Source organism: Bradyrhizobium neotropicale (genome assembly GCF_001641695.1).
Taxonomy (GTDB): domain Bacteria; phylum Pseudomonadota; class Alphaproteobacteria; order Rhizobiales; family Xanthobacteraceae; genus Bradyrhizobium; species Bradyrhizobium neotropicale.
Genome location: NZ_LSEF01000024.1, coordinates 121,628 through 140,419, shown reverse-complemented (window position 1 = coordinate 140,419; position 18,792 = coordinate 121,628). Strand labels below are relative to the sequence as shown.

General features: G+C 63.2%; 20 protein-coding genes and 1 tRNA gene. 13 read left to right on the top strand and 8 right to left on the bottom strand.

The genetic code is table 11. The features are described 5' to 3' along the window. Nucleotides 1-147: 147 nt before the first annotated feature. Nucleotides 148-402, bottom strand: coding sequence for a PilZ domain-containing protein (locus tag AXW67_RS03875; RefSeq protein ID WP_027555238.1), 255 nt, complete (start codon nucleotides 400-402; stop codon nucleotides 148-150). 230 nt (nucleotides 403-632) lie between these two features. Between AXW67_RS03875 and AXW67_RS03870 the strand changes: the two genes are divergently transcribed. Further along, nucleotides 633-707, top strand: a tRNA-Glu gene (locus AXW67_RS03870). Nucleotides 708-748: 41 nt separating this feature from the next. Here the strand turns inward: AXW67_RS03870 and AXW67_RS03865 are convergent. Both AXW67_RS03865 and AXW67_RS03860 read right to left on the bottom strand, forming a co-directional pair. Further along, nucleotides 749-1,942 carry a 6-phosphofructokinase gene (locus AXW67_RS03865; protein ID WP_035685462.1) on the bottom strand — a complete coding sequence of 398 codons (1,194 nt, stop codon included), beginning with the start codon at nucleotides 1,940-1,942 and terminating at the stop codon, nucleotides 749-751. A 45-nt stretch (nucleotides 1,943-1,987) separates the two neighbouring features. Beyond that, nucleotides 1,988-3,133, bottom strand: a complete 1,146-nt coding sequence (locus AXW67_RS03860; protein WP_063676751.1) for a fructose-1,6-bisphosphatase — start codon at nucleotides 3,131-3,133, stop codon at nucleotides 1,988-1,990. A 669-nt stretch (nucleotides 3,134-3,802) separates the two neighbouring features. Here AXW67_RS03860 and AXW67_RS03855 point away from each other — a divergent pair. From AXW67_RS03855 to AXW67_RS03840, 4 genes are all read left to right on the top strand, one after another. Further along, a complete protein-coding gene (locus AXW67_RS03855) occupies nucleotides 3,803-5,125 on the top strand; it encodes an ABC transporter substrate-binding protein (RefSeq protein WP_063676749.1) in 1,323 nt (440 codons plus the stop codon). Between the two features lie 58 nt (nucleotides 5,126-5,183). Next, the gene (locus AXW67_RS03850) at nucleotides 5,184-6,119 is read left to right on the top strand and encodes a carbohydrate ABC transporter permease (RefSeq protein ID WP_027553568.1); all 936 of its coding nucleotides are present in this window, start codon (nucleotides 5,184-5,186) and stop codon (nucleotides 6,117-6,119) included. A 3-nt stretch (nucleotides 6,120-6,122) separates the two neighbouring features. Continuing rightward, nucleotides 6,123-6,974 (top strand): carbohydrate ABC transporter permease, encoded by an 852-nt coding sequence (locus AXW67_RS03845; RefSeq protein ID WP_063676747.1) that lies wholly within the window; start codon nucleotides 6,123-6,125, stop codon nucleotides 6,972-6,974. A 75-nt stretch (nucleotides 6,975-7,049) separates the two neighbouring features. Then, nucleotides 7,050-8,141, top strand: a complete 1,092-nt coding sequence (locus AXW67_RS03840) for an ABC transporter ATP-binding protein (protein WP_063676745.1) — start codon at nucleotides 7,050-7,052, stop codon at nucleotides 8,139-8,141. 311 nt (nucleotides 8,142-8,452) lie between these two features. On the opposite strand, the gene AXW67_RS03835 is transcribed toward AXW67_RS03840, so the two are convergent. Together AXW67_RS03835 and AXW67_RS03830 are read right to left on the bottom strand one after the other, a co-directional pair. Next, the gene (locus tag AXW67_RS03835) at nucleotides 8,453-8,866 is read right to left on the bottom strand and encodes a gamma-glutamylcyclotransferase family protein (protein WP_145927400.1); all 414 of its coding nucleotides are present in this window, start codon (nucleotides 8,864-8,866) and stop codon (nucleotides 8,453-8,455) included. Between the two features lie 34 nt (nucleotides 8,867-8,900). Further along, on the bottom strand, nucleotides 8,901-9,545 hold the full coding sequence (locus tag AXW67_RS03830) for a hypothetical protein (protein WP_082907745.1): 645 nt from the start codon (nucleotides 9,543-9,545) through the stop codon (nucleotides 8,901-8,903). Between the two features lie 305 nt (nucleotides 9,546-9,850). Between AXW67_RS03830 and AXW67_RS03825 the strand changes: the two genes are divergently transcribed. The 7 genes from AXW67_RS03825 (at nucleotide 9,851) to AXW67_RS03795 (ending at nucleotide 15,526) form a co-directional block, all read left to right on the top strand. Continuing rightward, nucleotides 9,851-10,555, top strand: coding sequence for a hypothetical protein (locus AXW67_RS03825; RefSeq protein ID WP_063676741.1), 705 nt, complete (start codon nucleotides 9,851-9,853; stop codon nucleotides 10,553-10,555). 115 nt (nucleotides 10,556-10,670) lie between these two features. Then, nucleotides 10,671-10,877 (top strand): hypothetical protein, encoded by a 207-nt coding sequence (locus tag AXW67_RS03820; protein ID WP_145927399.1) that lies wholly within the window; start codon nucleotides 10,671-10,673, stop codon nucleotides 10,875-10,877. A 125-nt stretch (nucleotides 10,878-11,002) separates the two neighbouring features. Then, nucleotides 11,003-11,632: a PilZ domain-containing protein gene (locus tag AXW67_RS03815; protein WP_063676737.1), complete on the top strand. Its 630-nt coding sequence runs from the start codon at nucleotides 11,003-11,005 to the stop codon at nucleotides 11,630-11,632. A gap of 174 nt (nucleotides 11,633-11,806) precedes the next feature. Continuing rightward, the gene (locus AXW67_RS03810; protein ID WP_063676735.1) at nucleotides 11,807-12,046 is read left to right on the top strand and encodes a hypothetical protein; all 240 of its coding nucleotides are present in this window, start codon (nucleotides 11,807-11,809) and stop codon (nucleotides 12,044-12,046) included. Between the two features lie 475 nt (nucleotides 12,047-12,521). After that, entirely contained in the window at nucleotides 12,522-13,562 is a 1,041-nt protein-coding gene (locus tag AXW67_RS03805; RefSeq protein WP_027553573.1) for a PrsW family glutamic-type intramembrane protease, read from the top strand. A 74-nt stretch (nucleotides 13,563-13,636) separates the two neighbouring features. Continuing rightward, nucleotides 13,637-14,215 (top strand): HdeD family acid-resistance protein, encoded by a 579-nt coding sequence (locus tag AXW67_RS03800; RefSeq protein ID WP_063676733.1) that lies wholly within the window; start codon nucleotides 13,637-13,639, stop codon nucleotides 14,213-14,215. A gap of 225 nt (nucleotides 14,216-14,440) precedes the next feature. After that, nucleotides 14,441-15,526, top strand: a complete 1,086-nt coding sequence (locus tag AXW67_RS03795; RefSeq protein ID WP_063676791.1) for a 3-deoxy-7-phosphoheptulonate synthase — start codon at nucleotides 14,441-14,443, stop codon at nucleotides 15,524-15,526. Between the two features lie 57 nt (nucleotides 15,527-15,583). Here the strand turns inward: AXW67_RS03795 and AXW67_RS03790 are convergent, their stop codons facing one another. From AXW67_RS03790 to epmA, 3 genes are read right to left on the bottom strand one after another with little or no spacing between them, the layout of a single operon-like run. Beyond that, nucleotides 15,584-15,850, bottom strand: coding sequence for a hypothetical protein (locus AXW67_RS03790; RefSeq protein WP_063676730.1), 267 nt, complete (start codon nucleotides 15,848-15,850; stop codon nucleotides 15,584-15,586). 46 nt (nucleotides 15,851-15,896) lie between these two features. Next, nucleotides 15,897-16,991, bottom strand: coding sequence for a lysine-2,3-aminomutase-like protein (locus AXW67_RS03785; protein ID WP_063676729.1), 1,095 nt, complete (start codon nucleotides 16,989-16,991; stop codon nucleotides 15,897-15,899). After that, entirely contained in the window at nucleotides 16,988-18,040 is a 1,053-nt protein-coding gene (gene epmA / locus AXW67_RS03780; RefSeq protein ID WP_063676727.1) for an EF-P lysine aminoacylase EpmA, read from the bottom strand. Before epmA ends, AXW67_RS03785 begins: the two co-directional genes overlap by 4 nt. A gap of 162 nt (nucleotides 18,041-18,202) precedes the next feature. Between epmA and efp the strand changes: the two genes are divergently transcribed. Further along, nucleotides 18,203-18,769, top strand: coding sequence for an elongation factor P (gene efp, locus AXW67_RS03775; RefSeq protein WP_027553579.1), 567 nt, complete (start codon nucleotides 18,203-18,205; stop codon nucleotides 18,767-18,769). The last annotated feature ends 23 nt before the right edge of the window (nucleotides 18,770-18,792 follow it).

The following is an 18,792-nucleotide window of genomic DNA, read 5'->3' as shown; positions in this document are numbered from 1 at the left end:
CTTGCGGCCGCTCGGCGGCCGGAAGGCGCATGGTCTCGGCCGTGGCCGCGGACACCATGCCAAATCCAACGAGACTGATGAGGAGAGTTCGCATCGGCGCGTTTTAGCCCGGACGCAGGCTCGGCGCCATCGGGCATCTTGCCGGGGTCAGACGAACTTGATGCCGGCCGATCGGCCGCGGCGCCAGATCACCTGGCAGCTCCGCCCGGTGCGGGCATCGCGCGCGAACGCCATGCGGATGATGCCCGGGAGCTGGCTCGCATCCTCGTCGAGCGTGATCTTCGCGCCCGTCGTGGAGATGTCCTGGACCAGGCAATGCCGCGCGGCGAACCCGCCGTCGAGCGTGATCCAGGCATGCTGCGACAGCGATTTGCGGGCTGCACGCTTCTTGGGCGGTGGCATTGACGGAATTCTCCCGCTTCAGCGCTATCTCAGGGAACCCTAAGAAACCGTTGAAATCGGGCCGAATACCCCCGGGGCCGGCGCTTATCCCCGGCCCACGGGACCCGTTCCCGAATGGCTTGCCCGCGGGCGGAAAGGCCACTATACGTTCGCCCGCCGCGACCGCCGAGCGTGACTCGCGCGGGCTTCGGCACGGCGAACGGCCGTGCCGTGACAAGCGGCGGGCGTTTGCTCCCTTCGTCTATCGGTTAGGACGCCACCCTTTCACGGTGGAGAGAGCGGTTCGATTCCGCTAGGGAGCGCCAAATTTCCAAGACTCTTTTATTCCAGGCCATCCTATCGCCGCTCAGGACGCGCGATTGAGGAAGATCGGCAGCCCCCGCTTGTTGGAATAGAGCGGACGGTAGCGCTCGGTGTTGTACGTGCTGGCGACGTCCAGCTTGCGCGGCCCGAGCCTGGCGTCGGGGATGGGCACGAGGTCGTAGCGGCCCTCGACCAGCGCTGACATCAGACCGGTCTTGCCTTCCAGGATGGCGTCATAGGCCATGTTGCCGAAAGTCAGGGCGACGAGCTTGTCGATGAAGTCAGGATCGCCCGATCGCAGGTCGTAGGTGAGATCGGAGACGATGGTCTCCTGGCCGGCGCGGCGCTTGATTTCGTCGGCGAGCACTTCGGCCACGCTTGTCCTCTTGCGGTGACCGTAGGCGTCAGGCTCGCCGTATTCCTGCATCTTGTAGCCCTCCCACTCGGCGCCTTCGCTCAGCACGATCAGCGCGTAGTTGCTTGGGTTGGCGCGCTTCTCCTCGAGCAGCAGTCGGATCATCTTGTCGAGATTGACTTTGTACTCCGGTATCACGCACCGGATCGAGGTCGCGTATGCGGTGTAGAGTGCCGTAAATCCGGCATCGCGGCCAAAGATGCGGAAAATGCCGATGCGCTCGTGCGAGCCGACAGTGGTGCGCTGCCGCTGGATCGCATCGCTGGCGCGGGTGATCGCGGTCGAGAAGCCGATGCAATACTCGGTGTTGCGGACGTCGTTGTCCATCGTCTTCGGGATAGCAATGATCTTGACGCCGAGTCCGTTGAGCTTGTCTGCATAGCTGAGCGTGTCGTCGCCGCCGATGGCGATCAGGTGTTCGATCCCGAGCCCCGACAGGTTCGCCAGGACCTGGCCGGTGAGGTCCCAGGTCTTCGTGGCGATTCCGCCCTTGGTGCTCTCCGAGACCGGAAGGTCTTGGCCAGCCAGATGATCGGGCGGCTTTTTCATCTTGGAGGGATTGGTGCGGCTCGAGTGCAGCACGGTACCGCCGCGTCGGTCGATGACGCGGGTGTTTTCGCGGTTGAGCGGTATGAGGTAGTGGGATTTGCTGGCGGGGTCGTCAAGGTTCAGATGCGTGAGGGCCTCCCAACCGCGGCGGAGGCCGACGACCTCGATGTCGTCCTCGCTGCCGCGATAGGTCACGGTCTTGATGATGGCGTTGAGGCCGGGGACGTCACCGCCGCCGGTGAGAATGCCGATGCGTTTTCTCGTCACGCCCATCTCCCAGTATTGGCGTTTCGCAATAGCGTCTGCTTCACACGTTCCTTACTCGGCCGCTTCCGGCTTGCGCTCCTCGCGCAGACGAAAACGCTTCAGGAGTGCGGATACGGTGTCGCGGAAGCCGCCATACTCCAATTCGGAATAGGGCAGCATCGCAGCGCCCGACCAGCCTTGGCTGCGCATCTCGATTGCCTTGCTTTGCGCGCGCCGGCGCACCTCGTCCCACGCCGGATTGTCGAAGAAATCAGTATAGGACTCGGAGAAGCGGCCTTCCCTGTCGATCGAAAAGCCTGCGCAGGAAACGATCGGCAGGCAGTACATGCCAGTCACCGGTGTATTGAGCGGCACCGGCATCAGCGGCATCACGTGCGAGCCGCGCGCATCGCCACCCACGAAGTGCGCCTTGGCGAAGGGAGAGACGATTTCCTCGGGCGCCGGGAAAATTCCCTGGTTCCTGATGATCGCGACCGGGTCATCCTTGCCGGTGTACTTGCCTGCGATCGCGTGAAGACGCTGCGCCGACACGGCGGCGGCAACCTCGCCATATGTTTGAGAGACGATACGATCAATGCCAAAGCGCTCGTTGTCGCGGAGCAGCGCGGCAATCTGGTAGCTGTCCGCGGGCGCCTCGAGTTCGATCACGCTGTCACCCCCGGTGTGATCCATGTCGATGACATGGAAACGGAATCCCTTGATCATCGGGGGCAGCATCAGCCCCGCGCAATACATGGGATCGGCGAAGGCGAGGTAGAGCGGCAGGTTGTAGGCGCCGGGGCCGCACTTGTCGGCGGCGAACACCATGAAGGATTCCGCCGGTCTCGGGGCCGAGAGGTTATGGTCGAAGCTGAGTTCGGCGACGCCCGGACCGGCACCGCGAATGTTCCCGGAAGGTGCGTCTGCGAGGAGATCCTGGCCAGCGCCGTAGAGACCGGACGTCTTCGCAACCGACGTCGCCGCGAGAAACGTCTGCCAGGCGAATTGATGGATCTCGGGATGCCCCTCACCCCGCGTGTGAGTCATGATGATCGCAATGTCGTCGCCGGTGTGACAGACAAAGCCGTCGATCAAGAGACCATTGCAGATCGCCTTCGCGACCCCACCCTCGACGGCTGCCATCATCCGCGAAGACGGTTTTGTATGCCCGCCAATAGAGCCAACGTCAGCCTTAATGACAGAAATGGTGAGTCTCATGAGCGTTCCTCCCCGCACAAGCTCAGCGCCCTGCCTCGGCGCTTGCTGCGCCGGGGCGACGGCGCTGCTCATTCGCGGGAACGAACGTCTGATCTAGCGATTAGGTTCCACCTGGAGGCAATAGATATCTGGACCGCAATCTTGCAGCGGTGCCCGCGGGCGATTCTGTAGCCGCCTTAGATCAAGCGTCTTACTCGACAGCTTCGACACTTTGGAGGCTGGCCAGTCGACGAATTGAGGCCATGGCCGCCGCGTCAAAGCTAGCACTTGATTTCCTGCTGCGACGGGCGACAATGACGTCGCGCTAGCTTCCGGTACCGAACTCCACATAAGACGGAGCAAACCTGTTTGGCCACGGCAATACCGTCGCTGCGCGGGAGGTACCGTTATGACGGTAGGGTTCAAGCGCTGGCTCCGGCGCCGACACGGTCCAGGCCGCCGGTCGTATCTCCGTTGCGATCGCGAGCGATGTAATCGCGCCGTTGCTCTACGCAGAATTCACCCTCTATCGCAGCGCACTCGCCGCCACGGCGCTGCGAGTGGCAATGTATCGCGTCGGCGAAAACGTGCGCAGGCGTTGAACCACGGAGGCGCGATAGACTGAAAGGTACTCCAAGCCGGCGTAAGACTGGCCGAAGCATTAGCTCAGACACACCGAGGGAGGGATGCATGACGACGGTAACGCGGCGCAATGTCCTCAAGGGCGGTACCGCGCTTGTGGGCGGCATGGCCGGCATCCTGGCGACCGGCAAGGCGCCCGCCTATGCGCAAGCCGCCACGGTGCACTGGCTGCGCTGGACCGACTTCGTTCCGGCTTCAGATCAGCTTCTGCGCAACGAAATCGCCAAGGAGGGCGAGAAGGCGCTCGGCATCAAGCTCAATATAGAGACCATCAACGCCAACGATATCCAGGCCCGCATCACCTCGGCGATCCAGTCGGGGTCAGGCCCCGACATCGTCTGCGTCCTCAACAATTGGGGTCAACTTTACGGCGAGAGCGTCATAGATGTCAGCGACATCGCTGAGGCACTCGGCAAGGATCAGGGCGGCTTCTACGAAACTTCTCGCGCTGTCGCCAATGACGGCAAGAGATGGATCGCGGTGCCGTGGTGCATCGTCGGCCTGCAGATCGCATACCGAAAGTCTTGGTTTGCCGAGATCGGCTACACGGATGGAAACTTTCCCCAGACGTGGGAGGAGTATCGCGAAGCCGGCAAGAAGCTGAAGGCGAAGGGACGGCCCATAGGCCAAACGCTGGGTCACACCTTCGGCGATGCGCCCGCCTTCGCTTACCCCTACCTGTGGTCCTGGGGCGGCAAGGAGGTCGAAGCGGACGGCAAGACGGTTGTGCTGAATACCCCAGCAACGGTCGAGTCGGTGAAGTTCATGGTGGGCTTCTGGAAGGACGCCCACGATGAAGGCGGGCTCGCCTGGGACGATTCCAACAACAACCGCGCTTTTCTGTCCGGGACGTGCAGCGCCACGCTCAATGGAGCCTCGATCTACATTGAGGCACTGCGCAAGCCGGATACCTACAGGACGGAGGCAGGCGGGCAACTGAAGGACGACATCCTTCATGCCGCACTGCCCAAGGGCCCCGGCGGGCAGTTCAGCTATCACGTCCCGTTCTCGAACCTCCTAATGGGTTATTCGAAGAACCAGGATGCGGCGAAGAAATTCCTTGGCTGGATTCACTCCAAGGACGTCTACGACAAGTGGTTCGCCTCCCAGAAGGGCTACTCGGTCGGTCCGACCACGGATTGGGAAAAACACAAGCTGTGGGGCGACGACCCGGTCATGCTGCCCTACAAGCAAGCGGCGCGCACAGGGCGCTTCGCTGGCTACCAAGGGCCATCTACGCGCAAAGCAGCCGAGGTCGTAACCAAGTACATCATCGTTGATATGTACGCAAAAGCCGTCCAGGGCATGCCCGCCGAGGATTCCGTGAAGTGGGCAGAGGCTGAGCTCAAGAGGGTCTACGTCCGAGATTGAGCCCTCCTCTCCCCATTTTCGTCTGGCAAGGGAATCTTCCGGCCGACGAGGATCGAACATGTCGATAAGCGCGGTTTCCACCACCACGCTCCGCGAGGCGCCCCCTCCCAGGCGACAGCGTTTGCTCGAGGACGAGCGCTGGCTGGCGTTCGTGTTGCTGGCGCCGACCATCGTGCTGCTCGGCATGTTCATTGCCTATCCCTTCATTCGAGGGATATTGCTGTCGGTCACCAGCTCGCGCGTCGGTATGCCCGGCGACTTCGTCGGCCTCGCCAACTTCTACAAGATCTTCAATGACGGGATCTTTCGTACCGCCGTTTACAACACCTTCCTCTATACGGGCGTGACCACCGTCTTCAAGCTGGGGCTCGGGCTCTGGCTGGCCATGCTGCTCAACCGCAATTTCCGCGGCAAGGCTTTTATCCGTGCTTTCATCCTGCTGCCGTTCATTATTCCGACCGTGCTCTCGACTTTCGCCTGGAAGTGGATGTTCGACCCGACGTTCAGCGTTCTCAATTGGCTCCTCTACCATCTCGGTTTGATCACCGGTCGGATCAATTGGCTGGGCGATCCGGACCTCGCCATGATCTCGATTATCATCGTCAACATCTGGCGCGGGGTGCCGTTCTTCGCCATCAGTCTGCTCGCCGGCTTGCAGACGATCAGTCCCGAGCTCAACGAGGCCGCCGCGATTGACGGCGCCAAGCCGTGGCAGCGGTTCTGGCACATCACCTGGCCGCTGCTGCTGCCCGTGACCATGGTCGTGATGCTGTTCTCAGTGATTCAGACGTTCGCTGACTTTCAGATCGTCTATGTGATGACGGGCGGCGGACCGGCCAATGCAACGCACCTGTTCGCCACTTACGCTTATCAGATCGGCATCGGCACCGGCCTCTTGAGCGAGGGCGCCGCCATCTCGCTCGCAATGTTTCCGGTCCTGCTTCTGGTCGTCATCATCCAGCTTCTCTACATCCGCCGCGTGGAGGTCCGCTGAGCCATGATCGAAGGCGCAAGGTGGCGAAAGTGGGTGTTCTTCTACGTCCCCATGGCGCTGTTCCTGCTTTTCCTGCTGTTCCCGTTCTACTGGATGGTGATCACTTCGGTGCGGCCGGACGGCGAGCTTTACCGGCCCTGGAATTCGAGCAACTACAATCCGTTCTGGACTTGGAAACCGACCTGGGACCATGTCAGGTACCTGTTCGAGGAGACGCTGTTCGCATCGTGGCTGTGGAACACGACGTTCATCGCGCTCGCGTCAACCGCTATCTCGCTCGTGTGTGGCGTGTTCGCCGGCTATGCTCTGTCGCGGCTGAACTTTCCATTTGCCGGCAGCCTGGGCACCGGCATCTTCATTACTTACCTGGTACCTCAGACGCTGCTGTTCATTCCGCTGGCAGAGATCATACGCAACTATCGGCTGGGTGACACGCCTTGGTCACTGATTCTGACCTATCCGACCTTTCTTACTCCGTTCTGCACTTGGCTCATGATGGGCTACTTCAAGGCGGTACCCAAGGAGCTAGAGGAATGCGCGCGCATTGACGGCGCCTCGCGCTGGCAGGCTATGCTCTACATCGTCATCCCGGTGGCGATCCCGGGCATCCTCTCGGCCGGCATCTTCGCTTTCACGCTGTCGTGGAACGAGTTCATCTATGCGCTTGTCTTCCTGTCCTCGCCTGAGCAGAAGACTGTGCCGGTCGGCGTCACATCGGAGCTGATCCGTGGCGATGTATTCTACTGGGGGCCGCTGATGGCTGGGGCCCTGCTTGGATCGATACCGGTTGCTATCGCCTATTCGTTCTTCGTCGAGCATTACGTCGCAGGATTGACCGGATCGGTGAAGGGCTGACAGCACCGAGGATTATGGGATTCGAAAGCGCTTACGCAGACTGCGCATGGACCGTTGGGATGCAGGTGGAAGCGAATGGGCCAGGTCGTCCTCAAGGGGATCAACAAGTTCTTTGACAGCGTGCACGCTGTCAAAGACGTCAATCTGCAGATCCGCGACAAAGAGTTCATGGTGTTCGTCGGCCCCTCCGGCTGTGGCAAGACGACGACGCTCAGGATGATCGCCGGGCTTGAAGCGATCAGTTCCGGCGACATTTCGATCGACGGCAACGTGGTCAATGGATTGGCCCCCATGGACCGGGACATTGCCATGGTGTTCCAGAACTACGCCCTGTACCCGCACATGAGCGTGTACGACAACATGGCGTTCGGCCTGAAGATGCGCAAATTCGAAAAGCCCGAGATTGACAAGCGCGTGCTGGAGGCGGCTGACATCCTCGGCATCGGCGAATTGCTAAAGCGCAGGCCACGCCAGCTCTCAGGCGGCCAGCGCCAGCGCGTGGCGTTAGGCCGTGCTATCGTGCGCCACCCCCGCGTGTTCCTGTTCGACGAGCCGCTGTCGAACCTCGATGCCAAGCTGCGGGTGCAGATGCGCGTTGAGCTGAAGAAGCTGCATCTGCGTCTCGGCACTACAGCCATTTACGTTACCCACGATCAGGTCGAAGCCATGACGCTAGGTGACCGGGTCGTCGTCATGAAGGACGGCGTGGTGCAGCAGGTGGGGGAGCCACTCGAGCTGTACAATCGGCCCGCCAACAAGTTCGTCGCCGGCTTCATCGGCTCTCCGGCCATGAATTTCGCCGCCGTTACTGTGACCGAGGCGAACGGATCGCTGATCGCCGAGAACTCCGGCCTGCGCATCAAGCTGCCGGACGAGGCCGCGCAGCGGCTGCGCGGCCATATCGGACGCAAGGTCATGCTCGGCGTGCGTCCAGAGGACCTCACGGTGACGGGTAGCGTTGATCTCGGCCACCCATGCTTCGATGCTGTGATTGAGGTAGTCGAGCAACTCGGCTCGGAAATCCTGCTCGATATGAAGGTCGGCGAGAGCATCATGGTGGCGAGCGTCGAGCCGACCGCGAGCGTGAGGGTGGGCGACAAGCTGCGCGTTGCCATGCGGCCCACCAGGCTTCACGTTTTTGACGCGCAGACCGAGGCGGCCATCTAACACCGGCAGTTGGCCAATTTATTCCGAGTGTCCCGCCATTCCATCGACTGCGGCGGTTGCGACGATCTCTTGCACATTCCCGGAATTTTCGTTGCCGTCGGCTGGCGTAAAGCCGTTGGCAGCCCGTGAACCTCTCACCCCCGTGGTCTCGACAAAGGCCCGCTTCCGGCCGCTACGGCGGATACAAAGCATGTGGGCCATGGAGCAGCGCAAATCCACCTCGGACGGTCAAGCCGGCGCCCCTCGACGGATACGGCGCTGCTTATTCGCGGAAACGAACGTCTGATGCGAAGAGACCGGTCGTGGAGAACTTAGCGCGAGATCTCTGCGATATATTCGTCCGGCAGTCCTATCTTTCGCGCCACGGCTTGCAGCGCCGCCGCATATTCCGGGTTGCCGATCGGACCCTGCGGCGCAACAGGCAGATTGAAACAAAGCGCGAGCTCGGCGGTGCCGTCGGTCAGCCGCGCCAGCACCGGCTCAGGTCGATACGCCGCGACGCTGGGCTCCGAATATAGCTGGTCGACCTCGGCATGGGTGAGCCGCATGATCGTGCCGTAGACTCGCCCCTCTCCGCCCGGGCGCAACGTCGCCCGCGCACCGAGTATTAGCGCAAAGCGCTCGACATAGGCCTGCCTGGACCGGGATGGCCGCAGCCCCTTCGCTTCAAGGGCCTCAGGGTCCATGAACAATCCGTAGAAGAAGATCGTCACCTGCTCCGCCAAGTTGTCCTCCACACTCTTTTCCGCAGTCCGGGCTCTATCGATTCCGGTCCACCTGCTCTCGCCGCCAAAGACATGCGGCCATCCACATGCAGCCGGCTGCGACCAGTAATCCATGGGCAACGCGAAGGGGCTGCGCGCCGAAGAATTGCGGAATGTACAGGGAGATCCCGACGGCGAAGGGAATGCCGCATGCCTTCGGATAGCGACAGGAGCGCCAAAGCGCCGTTGCGGTCACAATTGCGGAGACGGCAAGCAGCAGCAGGCCGGCAAGGAACATCACAAGGCCCGGGCCGGAACGGATAGCCTCCGTTAACCCGAGCGGAGAGTCAGAGTGCAGCCGCAGCGCTTCCTGCCCGAGCGCATGAAGGCCATAGGTTTCTCCGCCGTAGAACGGCAGCGTAAAGCCGGTCCCGATCATGCTCAGGACGACGGCGACAAAGAGCAGGCGTTCGGCCGAGGTCCCGAGTAGAGAACGTTGCAGTCCGAGCAAGCCTAGCGGCAACAAGGTAAACGCAACAATGGCAAGCATGTGCGAACCCAGCCATGCCCCGGAGCCAAAGGCCGCGGCGCCCAGCAACGACCTCTCGTCGGAGAACGGGCGAAGTGCCGGGTAGATCACGAACAGAATCCCGGAGATGGCAAGAGCGCCGGCGCCGAAGCGGATACGGCTCGCAAACATCGGTTCCTCAAAGGCACTTACATGAGCAGCGGGCCGCGACCCCGCGGCCACGACGAAGCCGGGATGGCTTTTCGCAAATCCGGACGGTTCATCATAGGCCTACGGCCAAGCAATAGTGCTCATCTTCATCGGTCCGGGCCCGCTATTCCATCGACCGTGGTTGTTGCGACGATCTTTTGCGATCCCGGAGCACTCACGACCGCCTCGCCAGTGCGATCCGCAATTATCCCGTGAACCTCCCACCCCCTCGGACTCGACAAAGGTCTGCTTGCGGCCGTAACGGCGAATGCGAGGCAGAAGGGACCATGGAACAGGGCAAATCTGCCTCGGACAGTCGGACTGGCGCCCCCTCGACGGGGGCGGCGCTGCCGCTTTGGCTGCGCGCCCCCAACATGCGGCTTCCACTCGGCCGGCGCGCCACGATGCTGGAGCACATGGCGCGGGCCAGGCCGCAATCTCAGCGCCAGGCTGCAGTGTCCCCGACCGCGCCGTTCCACAAGAGCGGTCGCGACCTCTTCGCCGACTTCCTTGGCCACGTGGTCCTGTTCGGCATCATCGGGCTCTTGTTCCAGTCGCGCTTCCCCCTCTGCCTTGGTCTGTACTCCTTCTTCACCGACGAGGAGCGCGTCGAATGGGCATTCCGAAAAATCGGCATCCGGTTCGAGCCCGAGACGATCGGCCCAGATCTCCTCAAGTGCTTCGTGTCCTGGTTGGGATGGATTTGGTTGCTCGCCTCCTGGAAGGACTCGGCGCCTGCGTGGCTCGCGCCATGGATGCCCCCGTCCGCGTCATGGTCCTTCGTTGGCGGCGCGGCCTTTGTGTTCGCCATCGTCGAGGCAATCTCTACGGCGATGATGCGGCGCACGTTGCCGTGGCTTGGACTGGAGATCAGGCCGGACAGCCTGGGCTGGACAGCGATCAAATTCCTCGCCGGCGCTTGCTTGCTGGCTGCGCTGATTTCCTTCGACAACGCCACGTCGATCATCACCAACTTGCTCGCACGCCTGTGACCGCTTCCAGCCCTGTCAGGTCATCGTAAGCCGCCACGGCTAGCTTCGGAGAGGCTCCGATTCACGGAAGCCCGCTCCGCACCGGGGCCGGCAGCATGGCCACGCGCGGTGAGAGATGAGCCTTTTGGAGCCGCAGAAGCTGCGACAGATCGTGATCGTGTCGCGCGCGCTGGCGCGGCAGGACGGCATCGACTACCGCCAAACCTCGAGGCGTCAGCGGCATCAGTACCGGCGCGAGGCGATCATCACCTTGCTCGGCAACTGGACGCTGGACGACATCCGCCGCGTCGACGGCGTCCTCGCCCTTCGCTGCGACAGTTAGCCCTTCACGATCTCGCGCGCGTTTACCCGAAATTTACCCCTGCTCATGAGCGGCGGTATCATTTGCTTAGAATTTGCCGGCTACCGTGGAAATACGGAATCAATCCAAGACATCGTTGGCCCTCAATGTCCGTCGCAGAGTTCCTCAGGCAGCGCGCAGTGGAAGTCGCCGTGGGCGGCAGCTATTCGCTGCACCGCTGGTATGATTGCGAAGGCAAGCTGCGAACGTTCGCCTGCCGCACCAAGCGCGTCTCGCCGTTCCGCATGATCGTGGACGTCCCGGTTGTCGGCAAGATCGGCGAACGCGTGACGTCCTACTTCGAGGACTTCGGCGAGTTCGAATGCACGATCAGCGGGACGCTGAAATCGGGTTTCCTGATGGAGCTCGAGATGACCCGGGCGCGCCGCGCCTGGATGTCTGAAAAGCTGACTTGGCTCGAGAAGAAGCAGAAGGACGCGAGCATCGCCGAGCACCGTCGGGACGCGCGCTTCGTCCCACAGATCTCGCACACGTTCCTGACGCTCGCCGACGGCAGCACCCACCCATGCTTCATCATTGACGTTTCCACCGCCGGCGTCGCGGTGTCGGCCGAATACGACCCGCCGGTCGGAACGGCGCTTGCGGTCGGCGCCTGCGTGGGACGCGTGATCCGCAAATTCCACAACGGCTTTGCGGTGAAGTTCGCCGAGAAGCAGCAACGCGACGACCTCGTCCGCCTGATCGTACGCTCCTCGGCCGCGCTGCAGTCGGCCTGAGGCCGTCCGGGCGGACGAAATCCGCCGCCGGCCTTTGGCGGAGCCGGCGGCGCCGGAGATCACGATGCCGGGCCGCCCCCGGCTGCCATGCCGCGGCCCCAATGTCGGATCACCCTCGACAAGTCCGCGCCTCGCGCCGGCCTTCATTTGCAGAACTTGCGATCGGGGGACCGAATGGCTGTCAACAAAGTCACCTGGGACAAGGTCGGCCGGGTTTCCGAGCCCGGACGCTACATGTACACCTTCGGCTGGCTCACGATCACGGCCGGCGATATTGCGGTCTGGCAGCAATATCCGGACGCGGCGTTCACACTGCTCGCAGATCCGCTGCTGGACGAGACGACCGGCGACGAATTCCACCTCGGCGCCTTCGATATTGCGCCCGACGCCAAGCCGACGTTCACCACGCATTGACGGGCCGGCGGGCCTCCGCCTCGCCGGCGCACAACGGATAGTGACTGGGCCGGTCTGCCTGCTTGCGCGTTGTCCAGGCATTGGCGAAGCCGGCTCTGGACTTGCTGCGGGGACACGTGCATCGTGGATCGAAGAAACCTTCTTATTTCCTTGATCTAGCTTACCAATCGCAACCTGACGGGGCGTGCGCCTTTGCTGCCATCGACACCGAACAGGTCCTGTCATGCGATTGATTGCGCTTACACTTCTGCTCATGGCAGTGAGCCGAGCCGCATCCGCCCAAACCACGGAATGCGGAACGATCGCTGCGCCCAAAGCGAGGCTTGCCTGCTACGGAAGTGCGGACAACGCGCTGAAGCCGGGCGGATGAACGGAACCTGTCCCGGTCGTTAATGCCGGCGACAGCAGGCGCATGACACATGGTCGCATCGGTGAAAGTGGATAAGAGGGCCGAGGGAACCTATTTTCGACGCCGATGTACCTGATTGAAGCATTACCCACCGTCATCGGAACTGCCGCCATCGCGCCGGCGCTGCTGATGCTGTGGCTTGTCATTGCCGCCGAAGAGCGCCCCGGCCCGCCGGCCCAGGTGTGGACAGCGTTCCTGCTCGGAGCGGCCAGCATTTCGCTGCTGGGCCTTGCCCGCGCGCCCTTCGCCAAGATGGTCGCCGCTCCCGACAACCCCTGGGCGGCGCTGGCGATGCACTCGGTTTTCGGTGTCGCGCTGCCCGAGGAAGCCGTGAAGGTGATCGCCATCGTGGTGGTCTCCTCGACCAAGCGGCGGACCTTCGCCAATCCGATGGACACCGTCGTCTACGGCGCGGCGGTCGGCCTCGGCTTCGCGGCTTACGAGAACCTCGCCTACCTTGTGCAGCATGCCGAGATGTGGCGCTCGCTGGCGGCCCTGCGCAGCGTGCTGACGGTGCCCTTCCACGGCGCCCTCGGCATCATCGCCGGCGCTTATCTGACTATTGCACGCGCAGGCACGGCACTCGGCGCCAACCGCCATCATCGCGACTGGGCCCGTCTCTCCAGCCGCCTCCTGATGCTGGCGGGTCCGCTCGCCCTGCACTCGGCCTTCGACTTTCCGCTGCTGACGCTGCAGCGGATGCCCGATCTCGATCCGTCCTTGCGGATGTGGCTCGGCGCGGCGAGCCTTCTGATCGGCTTCAGCTCGATCGCCTTCGCCATCCGCCTGGTGCGGCGCGTCGCGCGCCATCATGCCCCACGCACCGATATCGCGCGCGAGCGGCTCAGCCAGTTGCGGCGCATGTGGGCTTTGCTGCTGGCCGGCGGCGGCGTCGGCTTTCTCGGCCTCGCCTTCGTGCTGACCTCGATCCATCACTGGCTGATCAACCCCGAGCGCAACCTCACGCTGGCCCTGATTCCGATCGGCCTCACCTCGATCCTGCTCGGCATCGCGCTTCTGATTGTCACAAGCGCGATCTACATTCTCGGCCGCAACCGCATCCGCACCAGCGCGGAAGGCTTTTCGTCGGCGCCGGGCGGCGGGTGAGCTCTCCGGAATGGTAACGCCGGTGCGGCCATACTAGATTGAGCCGCACCCGGTGCTGCGACCTGGAGGCCGCCATGACATCACCTGACGATTTCACACGATTGCAGTCCGCCATGAGCGAGGCGGTGAAGGCGCATTGGAAGGCCTTTTTGTTCGAGGGCATCCTGCTTGCCGCTCTCGGCATTGCCGCGCTGATCCTGCCGCCGCTTGCGAGCCTTGCGATCACGATCTTCCTGGGGTGGATGTTCCTGATCAGCGGCATCGGCGGGCTGATCGTGACCTATTGGGCGCGCAACATGCCGGGCTTCTGGTGGTCGCTGATTTCCGCTGCGCTCGCGGTGCTCGCCGGCATGATCCTGCTGGCGCGGCCAATGCAGGCCGTGCTGACGCTGACCATCGTGCTCGGCGCCTATTTCCTCGCCGAGGGCGTCGCCACCATCATGTACGCGCTGGAGCATCGCCGCGAGTTGAACAGCCGCTGGTCGTGGCTGCTGATCTCGGGCCTGATCGACATCGCGATCGCGTTCATGGTGATCGCGGGGCTGCCGAGCTCGGCGGAATGGGCGATCGGCGTCCTGGTCGGCATCAACCTGTTGTTCGGGGGCGCGACCCTGATCGGTGTGGCGCTGGCGGCACGCAACAGCAACACCTGATGTCCCCTGTCGATTTGGGGGGTGACAAGCCAAAGCGCCTGCGCTATAGACCCCGGCCATGATCACCCTCGCCACCAGCTATTTTTGGTACTTTAGCTACGACAGCTCGCTGGCGGCGGGAGGATCGCGCTCAATCTGACACATTGCAGCAAGACATCCGAACAGCCGCCAGACCTGGCGGCTTTTTTATTGGCCGGCAGGTTCTTCAAAGACAGGAGCCCCGCCGTGTTGAGCACGACCGACGACCTTCGTATCCGCGAACTGAAAGAGCTGAGTACGCCTGACGAGGTGATGCGGGAGATCCCGCGGACCCTCACTGCGACCCGCGTGGTCATGGCGGCGCGCAACGCAATCCATGCCATCCTGAATGGCCAGGACGACCGCCTTCTGGTCGTCGTCGGCCCCTGCTCCGTGCACGATCCCAAGGCCGCAATCGACTATGCGGATCGCCTCGCGAAACTGCGCGAAGACCTCGCCGACCAGCTCGAAATCGTGATGCGGGTCTATTTCGAGAAGCCGCGCACCACCGTCGGCTGGAAGGGCCTGATCAACGATCCCGATCTCGACGGCAGCTTCGACATCAACAAGGGCCTCAGGCTCGCACGCAACGTGCTGTCGGCGGTGAACAATCTCGGGCTGCCGGCGGGCACCGAATTCCTCGACATGACGACGCCGCAATATATCGCCGACCTCGTGTCCTGGGCCGCAATCGGCGCGCGCACGACCGAAAGCCAGATCCATCGCGAACTGGCTTCGGGGCTGTCCTGCCCGGTCGGATTCAAGAACGGCACCGACGGCAATGTCCGCATCGCGGCGGATGCGGTGAAGTCTGCCTCGCACCCGCACCATTTCATGGCGGTGACCAAGCGCGGGCGCTCGGCGATCGCCTCGACCGCGGGCAATGAGGACTGCCACATCATCCTGCGCGGCGGCAGCAAGCCGAACTACGACGCGGAAAGCGTTGCAGCCGCCTGCAACGAGCTGGCGAAATCCGGCGTCGCGCCGCGGCTGATGGTGGATGCGAGCCACGCCAATTCGAGCAAGAAGCCGGAAAACCAGCCGCTGGTCATGGCCGATATCGCCGGCCAGATCTCAGCAGGAGAAAGCCGCATCATGGGCGTGATGATCGAGAGCAATCTCGTCGCCGGCCGCCAGGACGTCGTCGCGGGCAAGCCGCTCACTTACGGCCAGAGCATCACGGACGGCTGCATCGACTGGGCGACCACGGCAACCGTGCTCGAGCAGCTTGCCGACGCGGTCGAGATCCGGCGCAACAACCAGCGCGCCGGGTTGCACGAGCGCACGGCCTGATCGGATGTCTCGCGGGCGGGGCGATGCTGTCGCGCCCTGCCCGCAAACCTGTCTGCGTCAGCAGCCGCGGCAGATGCTCTTGATCTTCTTGTCGAGCAAGGCGTCTTCCTTGTTTACCGGACTGTTCGGATCGCTCAGATTCTTCTCACTCGGAACGTCCGAGGCGCGCGGTTGACGGTGACCGACCGGCGCGGGCAGCACGGCTGATGAGCCCGCCGATGTTCCCGACGTCCCCGATGTCCCCGTGCCCTTGCTGCCGGTTTGCGCAAAGCCCGCGCTGGCGAACGCCACCAGGAGCGACATTGCCACGACGATCTTTCTCATTTGCTCCTCCAATCCTCAAACCGGCGCCGCCCCGCATCCCACCTGCTCAGGTCCCGGGCGGATAGAGATGAACGTCGCCGCAATAGTCAACGATACGATAACGCGTTTCCGACGCCGCTTCACGCCCATCCGGTGCGGTATTTTGCTCCGCCAACACATAATTCGGCCCGACCGGAGACTTGCCCGCGCCGCCGGGAATGTCGATGACATAGTCCGGCTGACACAATCCCGACACCCGCCCGCGCAACTGCCGCATCAGCTCCTGTCCGTGCGCCAGCGTTGTGCGCAGATGCGCGGTCCCCGGCGCGAGATCGCCGTGATGCAGGTAATAGGGCTTGATCCGGCATTCGACGAAAGCTCGCATCAAATCCGACAGAGCGGCGGCGTTGTCATTGACGCCGCGCAAAAGAACGGACTGACTCACCATGGGAATGCCGGCGTCGACGAGCCGTGCGCAGGCGGCCCGGGCCGCTTGCGTCAGCTCGCGCGCATGGTTGGCGTGCAGCGCAACCCAGGTGGTTGCGCCCTCGACCTTCAGTGCCGCGACCATCTCGTCGCTGATGCGCGCGGGATCCGCCACGGGAACGCGGGTGTGAAGGCGGATGATTTTGACGTGATCGATGCCGGCAAGATCGGCCATGATCTCGCTCATCCGCCGCGGCGACAGCATCAACGGATCGCCGCCGGTGAGAATCACCTCCCAGATCTCGCTGTGCGCACGGACGTAATCGATCGCCGCGCGGTAGGCATCGTCCGAGAGCGCGTTCTCCTTGCCGGGGCCGACCATCTCGCGGCGGAAGCAGAAGCGGCAATAGACCGCGCAGACATGAACGAGCTTGAACAGGACGCGGTCGGGATAGCGATGCACGATGCCGGGCACCGGCGAATGCGGATGATCGCCGATCGGATCGGCGCTCTCGCCCGGCTGCATCTCCAGTTCCGCGGCGGTCGGAACGAATTGCCGCGCGATGGGATCCTCGGGATCCGACGTGTCGATCAACTCGACCAGCGCCGGCGTGATCGCCACCGCATAGCGCGCGGCGACACGCTCGAGCGCCGGCAGCGCCGCGGTCGGGGCAAGCCCTTCGGCGACGAGCTCGGCCGGCTCGCGCAAGGTCCGTGCAAAATTGGTCTTCGTCATGTCTCACCCACAGGCGGCGTCCACACCACCTGATCAATCCGCGCTGCGCCGCTTGCCAGCATCACCAGCCGGTCGAAGCCGAGCGCAACGCCGCTCGCCTCCGGCATTTCGGCGACGGCGGCCAGAAAATCCTCGTCGAGCGGATAGGTCTCGCCGTAGCGGCGCTGCTTCTCCGCCATCGACTCGGTGAAGCGCCGGCGCTGTTCCTCGGCATCGGTCAATTCGCCAAACCCGTTGGCGAGTTCGACACCGCAGGCATAGACCTCGAAACGTTCCGCCACGCGCGGTTCGTCCGCCTTCACCCGCGCCAGCGCCGCCTCTGGAGATGGGTATTCGAACAGAATGGTCAAACGGCCCTGCCCCAGATGGGGCTCGACATGCTCGACCAGAACCTTGCTGAAAATGTCCGCCCAGGTGTCGTCCTCGCTGAGGCGGACCTTCCGGGCCGCAGCCGCGGCGAGCGCGGCACGGTCGCCCTCGCCGCCTGAAATGGTCGCAAGCAGGTCGATCCCAGCGAACCTCTCGAAGGCGCCGGCGACGGTCAATAGCTCCGGCTCGGCAAAGGGGTCGGCGGTCCGGCCGCGGAAGGCGAATTGCCCGATCGCGGTCGCCTGCGCAGCCCGGGCGATCACGGCGACGCAATCGACCATGATGGCGTCGTAGGGCGCACCCGCCCGGTACCATTCCAGCATGGTGAACTCGGGCAGATGCAGGTCGCCGCGCTCGCGGTCGCGGAACACCCGTGCGAATTCGAAAATCCGGGGCTCGCCGGCCGCCAGCAGCTTCTTGCAGGCGAATTCGGGGGACGTCCGCAGATAGCGGGTGGCGCGGCTGCCGTCAGGCCGGATGATCTCGGTCCGCGGGGCGTGCAGATGGGTCTCGTTGCCCGGGGACACCTGGAGGACTGAGGTTTCGACCTCGACGAAGCCCTGTTCGGCGAAAAAGCTCCGTACAGCCCCGGTAATGGCCCCTCTGGCTTGGAGGAACGGGCGACGGTCGATGTGCCGGCCGGGCGACCAGAACGGTGAAATCGGCTTGTCCCCAGCCATTAACCGCCCGCTCCGGCCTTGAGCAAAATGCTGGCATCCAACGGCAAAATCAGTATGTTGCGGCCCGAAACGGGCGCCGCGGTCCGATTTGAGACCCCGAGTCCCCCCGAGATTTGACCACGTCCTGGCCGGTGCCGGGCTAAGCAAGCAGGAAATATAGCTTTGAGAGTCATCGCCAGTTCTATTCGCAAGGGCAACGTGATCGAGCAAGACGGCAAGCTCTATGTCGTCGTGAGCGCCGAGAACATCCATCCCGGCAAGGGCACCCCCGTCAGCCAGATCGAAATGCGCCGAATCTCGGACGGGGTAAAGATCTCCGAGCGGTACAAGACCACCGACCAGGTCGAAAAGGCCACGATCGAAGAGCGCAACTACACCTTCCTGTATGAAGATGCCGACGGCTACCACTTCATGAACCCGGAGACCTACGATCAGGTCCAGGTCTCCAAGGACGTGGTCGGCGACGCGGCCGCGTACCTTCAGGAGAGCATGACGGTCAAGCTGTCCATGCACGACGCCAATCCGGTGTCGATCGCCCTGCCGCAGCGCGTGACGCTGGAAGTGGTCGATACCGAGCCGGTGACCAAGGGCCAGACCGCCTCCTCCTCCTACAAGCCCGCGGTGCTCTCCAACGGCGTGCGCACCACCGTGCCGCCGCACATCTCGGTCGGCACCCGTATCGTGGTGATGACCGAAGACGGCTCTTACTCCGAGCGCGCTAAAGACTAAGCTGGCAACCGAGCAATCGGAAC

Excerpts from the sequence above, each read along its gene's own strand:
- AXW67_RS03855 (WP_063676749.1), top strand. The coding sequence starts at position 3,803 with ATGACGACGGTAACGCGGCGCAATGTCCTCAAGGGCGGTACCGCGCTT.
- AXW67_RS03810 (WP_063676735.1), top strand. The coding sequence starts at position 11,807 with ATGGCTGTCAACAAAGTCACCTGGGACAAGGTCGGCCGGGTTTCCGAG.
- AXW67_RS03830 (WP_082907745.1), bottom strand. The coding sequence starts at position 9,545 with ATGTTTGCGAGCCGTATCCGCTTCGGCGCCGGCGCTCTTGCCATCTCC.
- AXW67_RS03840 (WP_063676745.1), top strand. The coding sequence starts at position 7,050 with ATGGGCCAGGTCGTCCTCAAGGGGATCAACAAGTTCTTTGACAGCGTG.
- AXW67_RS03875 (WP_027555238.1), bottom strand. The coding sequence starts at position 402 with ATGCCACCGCCCAAGAAGCGTGCAGCCCGCAAATCGCTGTCGCAGCAT.
- AXW67_RS03845 (WP_063676747.1), top strand. The coding sequence starts at position 6,123 with ATGATCGAAGGCGCAAGGTGGCGAAAGTGGGTGTTCTTCTACGTCCCC.
- AXW67_RS03865 (WP_035685462.1), bottom strand. The coding sequence starts at position 1,942 with ATGGGCGTGACGAGAAAACGCATCGGCATTCTCACCGGCGGCGGTGAC.
- epmA (WP_063676727.1), bottom strand. The coding sequence starts at position 18,040 with ATGGCTGGGGACAAGCCGATTTCACCGTTCTGGTCGCCCGGCCGGCAC.
- AXW67_RS03805 (WP_027553573.1), top strand. The coding sequence starts at position 12,522 with ATGTACCTGATTGAAGCATTACCCACCGTCATCGGAACTGCCGCCATC.
- AXW67_RS03850 (WP_027553568.1), top strand. The coding sequence starts at position 5,184 with ATGTCGATAAGCGCGGTTTCCACCACCACGCTCCGCGAGGCGCCCCCT.
- AXW67_RS03825 (WP_063676741.1), top strand. The coding sequence starts at position 9,851 with ATGGAACAGGGCAAATCTGCCTCGGACAGTCGGACTGGCGCCCCCTCG.
- AXW67_RS03815 (WP_063676737.1), top strand. The coding sequence starts at position 11,003 with ATGTCCGTCGCAGAGTTCCTCAGGCAGCGCGCAGTGGAAGTCGCCGTG.
- AXW67_RS03790 (WP_063676730.1), bottom strand. The coding sequence starts at position 15,850 with ATGAGAAAGATCGTCGTGGCAATGTCGCTCCTGGTGGCGTTCGCCAGC.
- AXW67_RS03800 (WP_063676733.1), top strand. The coding sequence starts at position 13,637 with ATGACATCACCTGACGATTTCACACGATTGCAGTCCGCCATGAGCGAG.
- AXW67_RS03785 (WP_063676729.1), bottom strand. The coding sequence starts at position 16,991 with ATGACGAAGACCAATTTTGCACGGACCTTGCGCGAGCCGGCCGAGCTC.
- AXW67_RS03820 (WP_145927399.1), top strand. The coding sequence starts at position 10,671 with ATGAGCCTTTTGGAGCCGCAGAAGCTGCGACAGATCGTGATCGTGTCG.
- AXW67_RS03860 (WP_063676751.1), bottom strand. The coding sequence starts at position 3,133 with ATGAGACTCACCATTTCTGTCATTAAGGCTGACGTTGGCTCTATTGGC.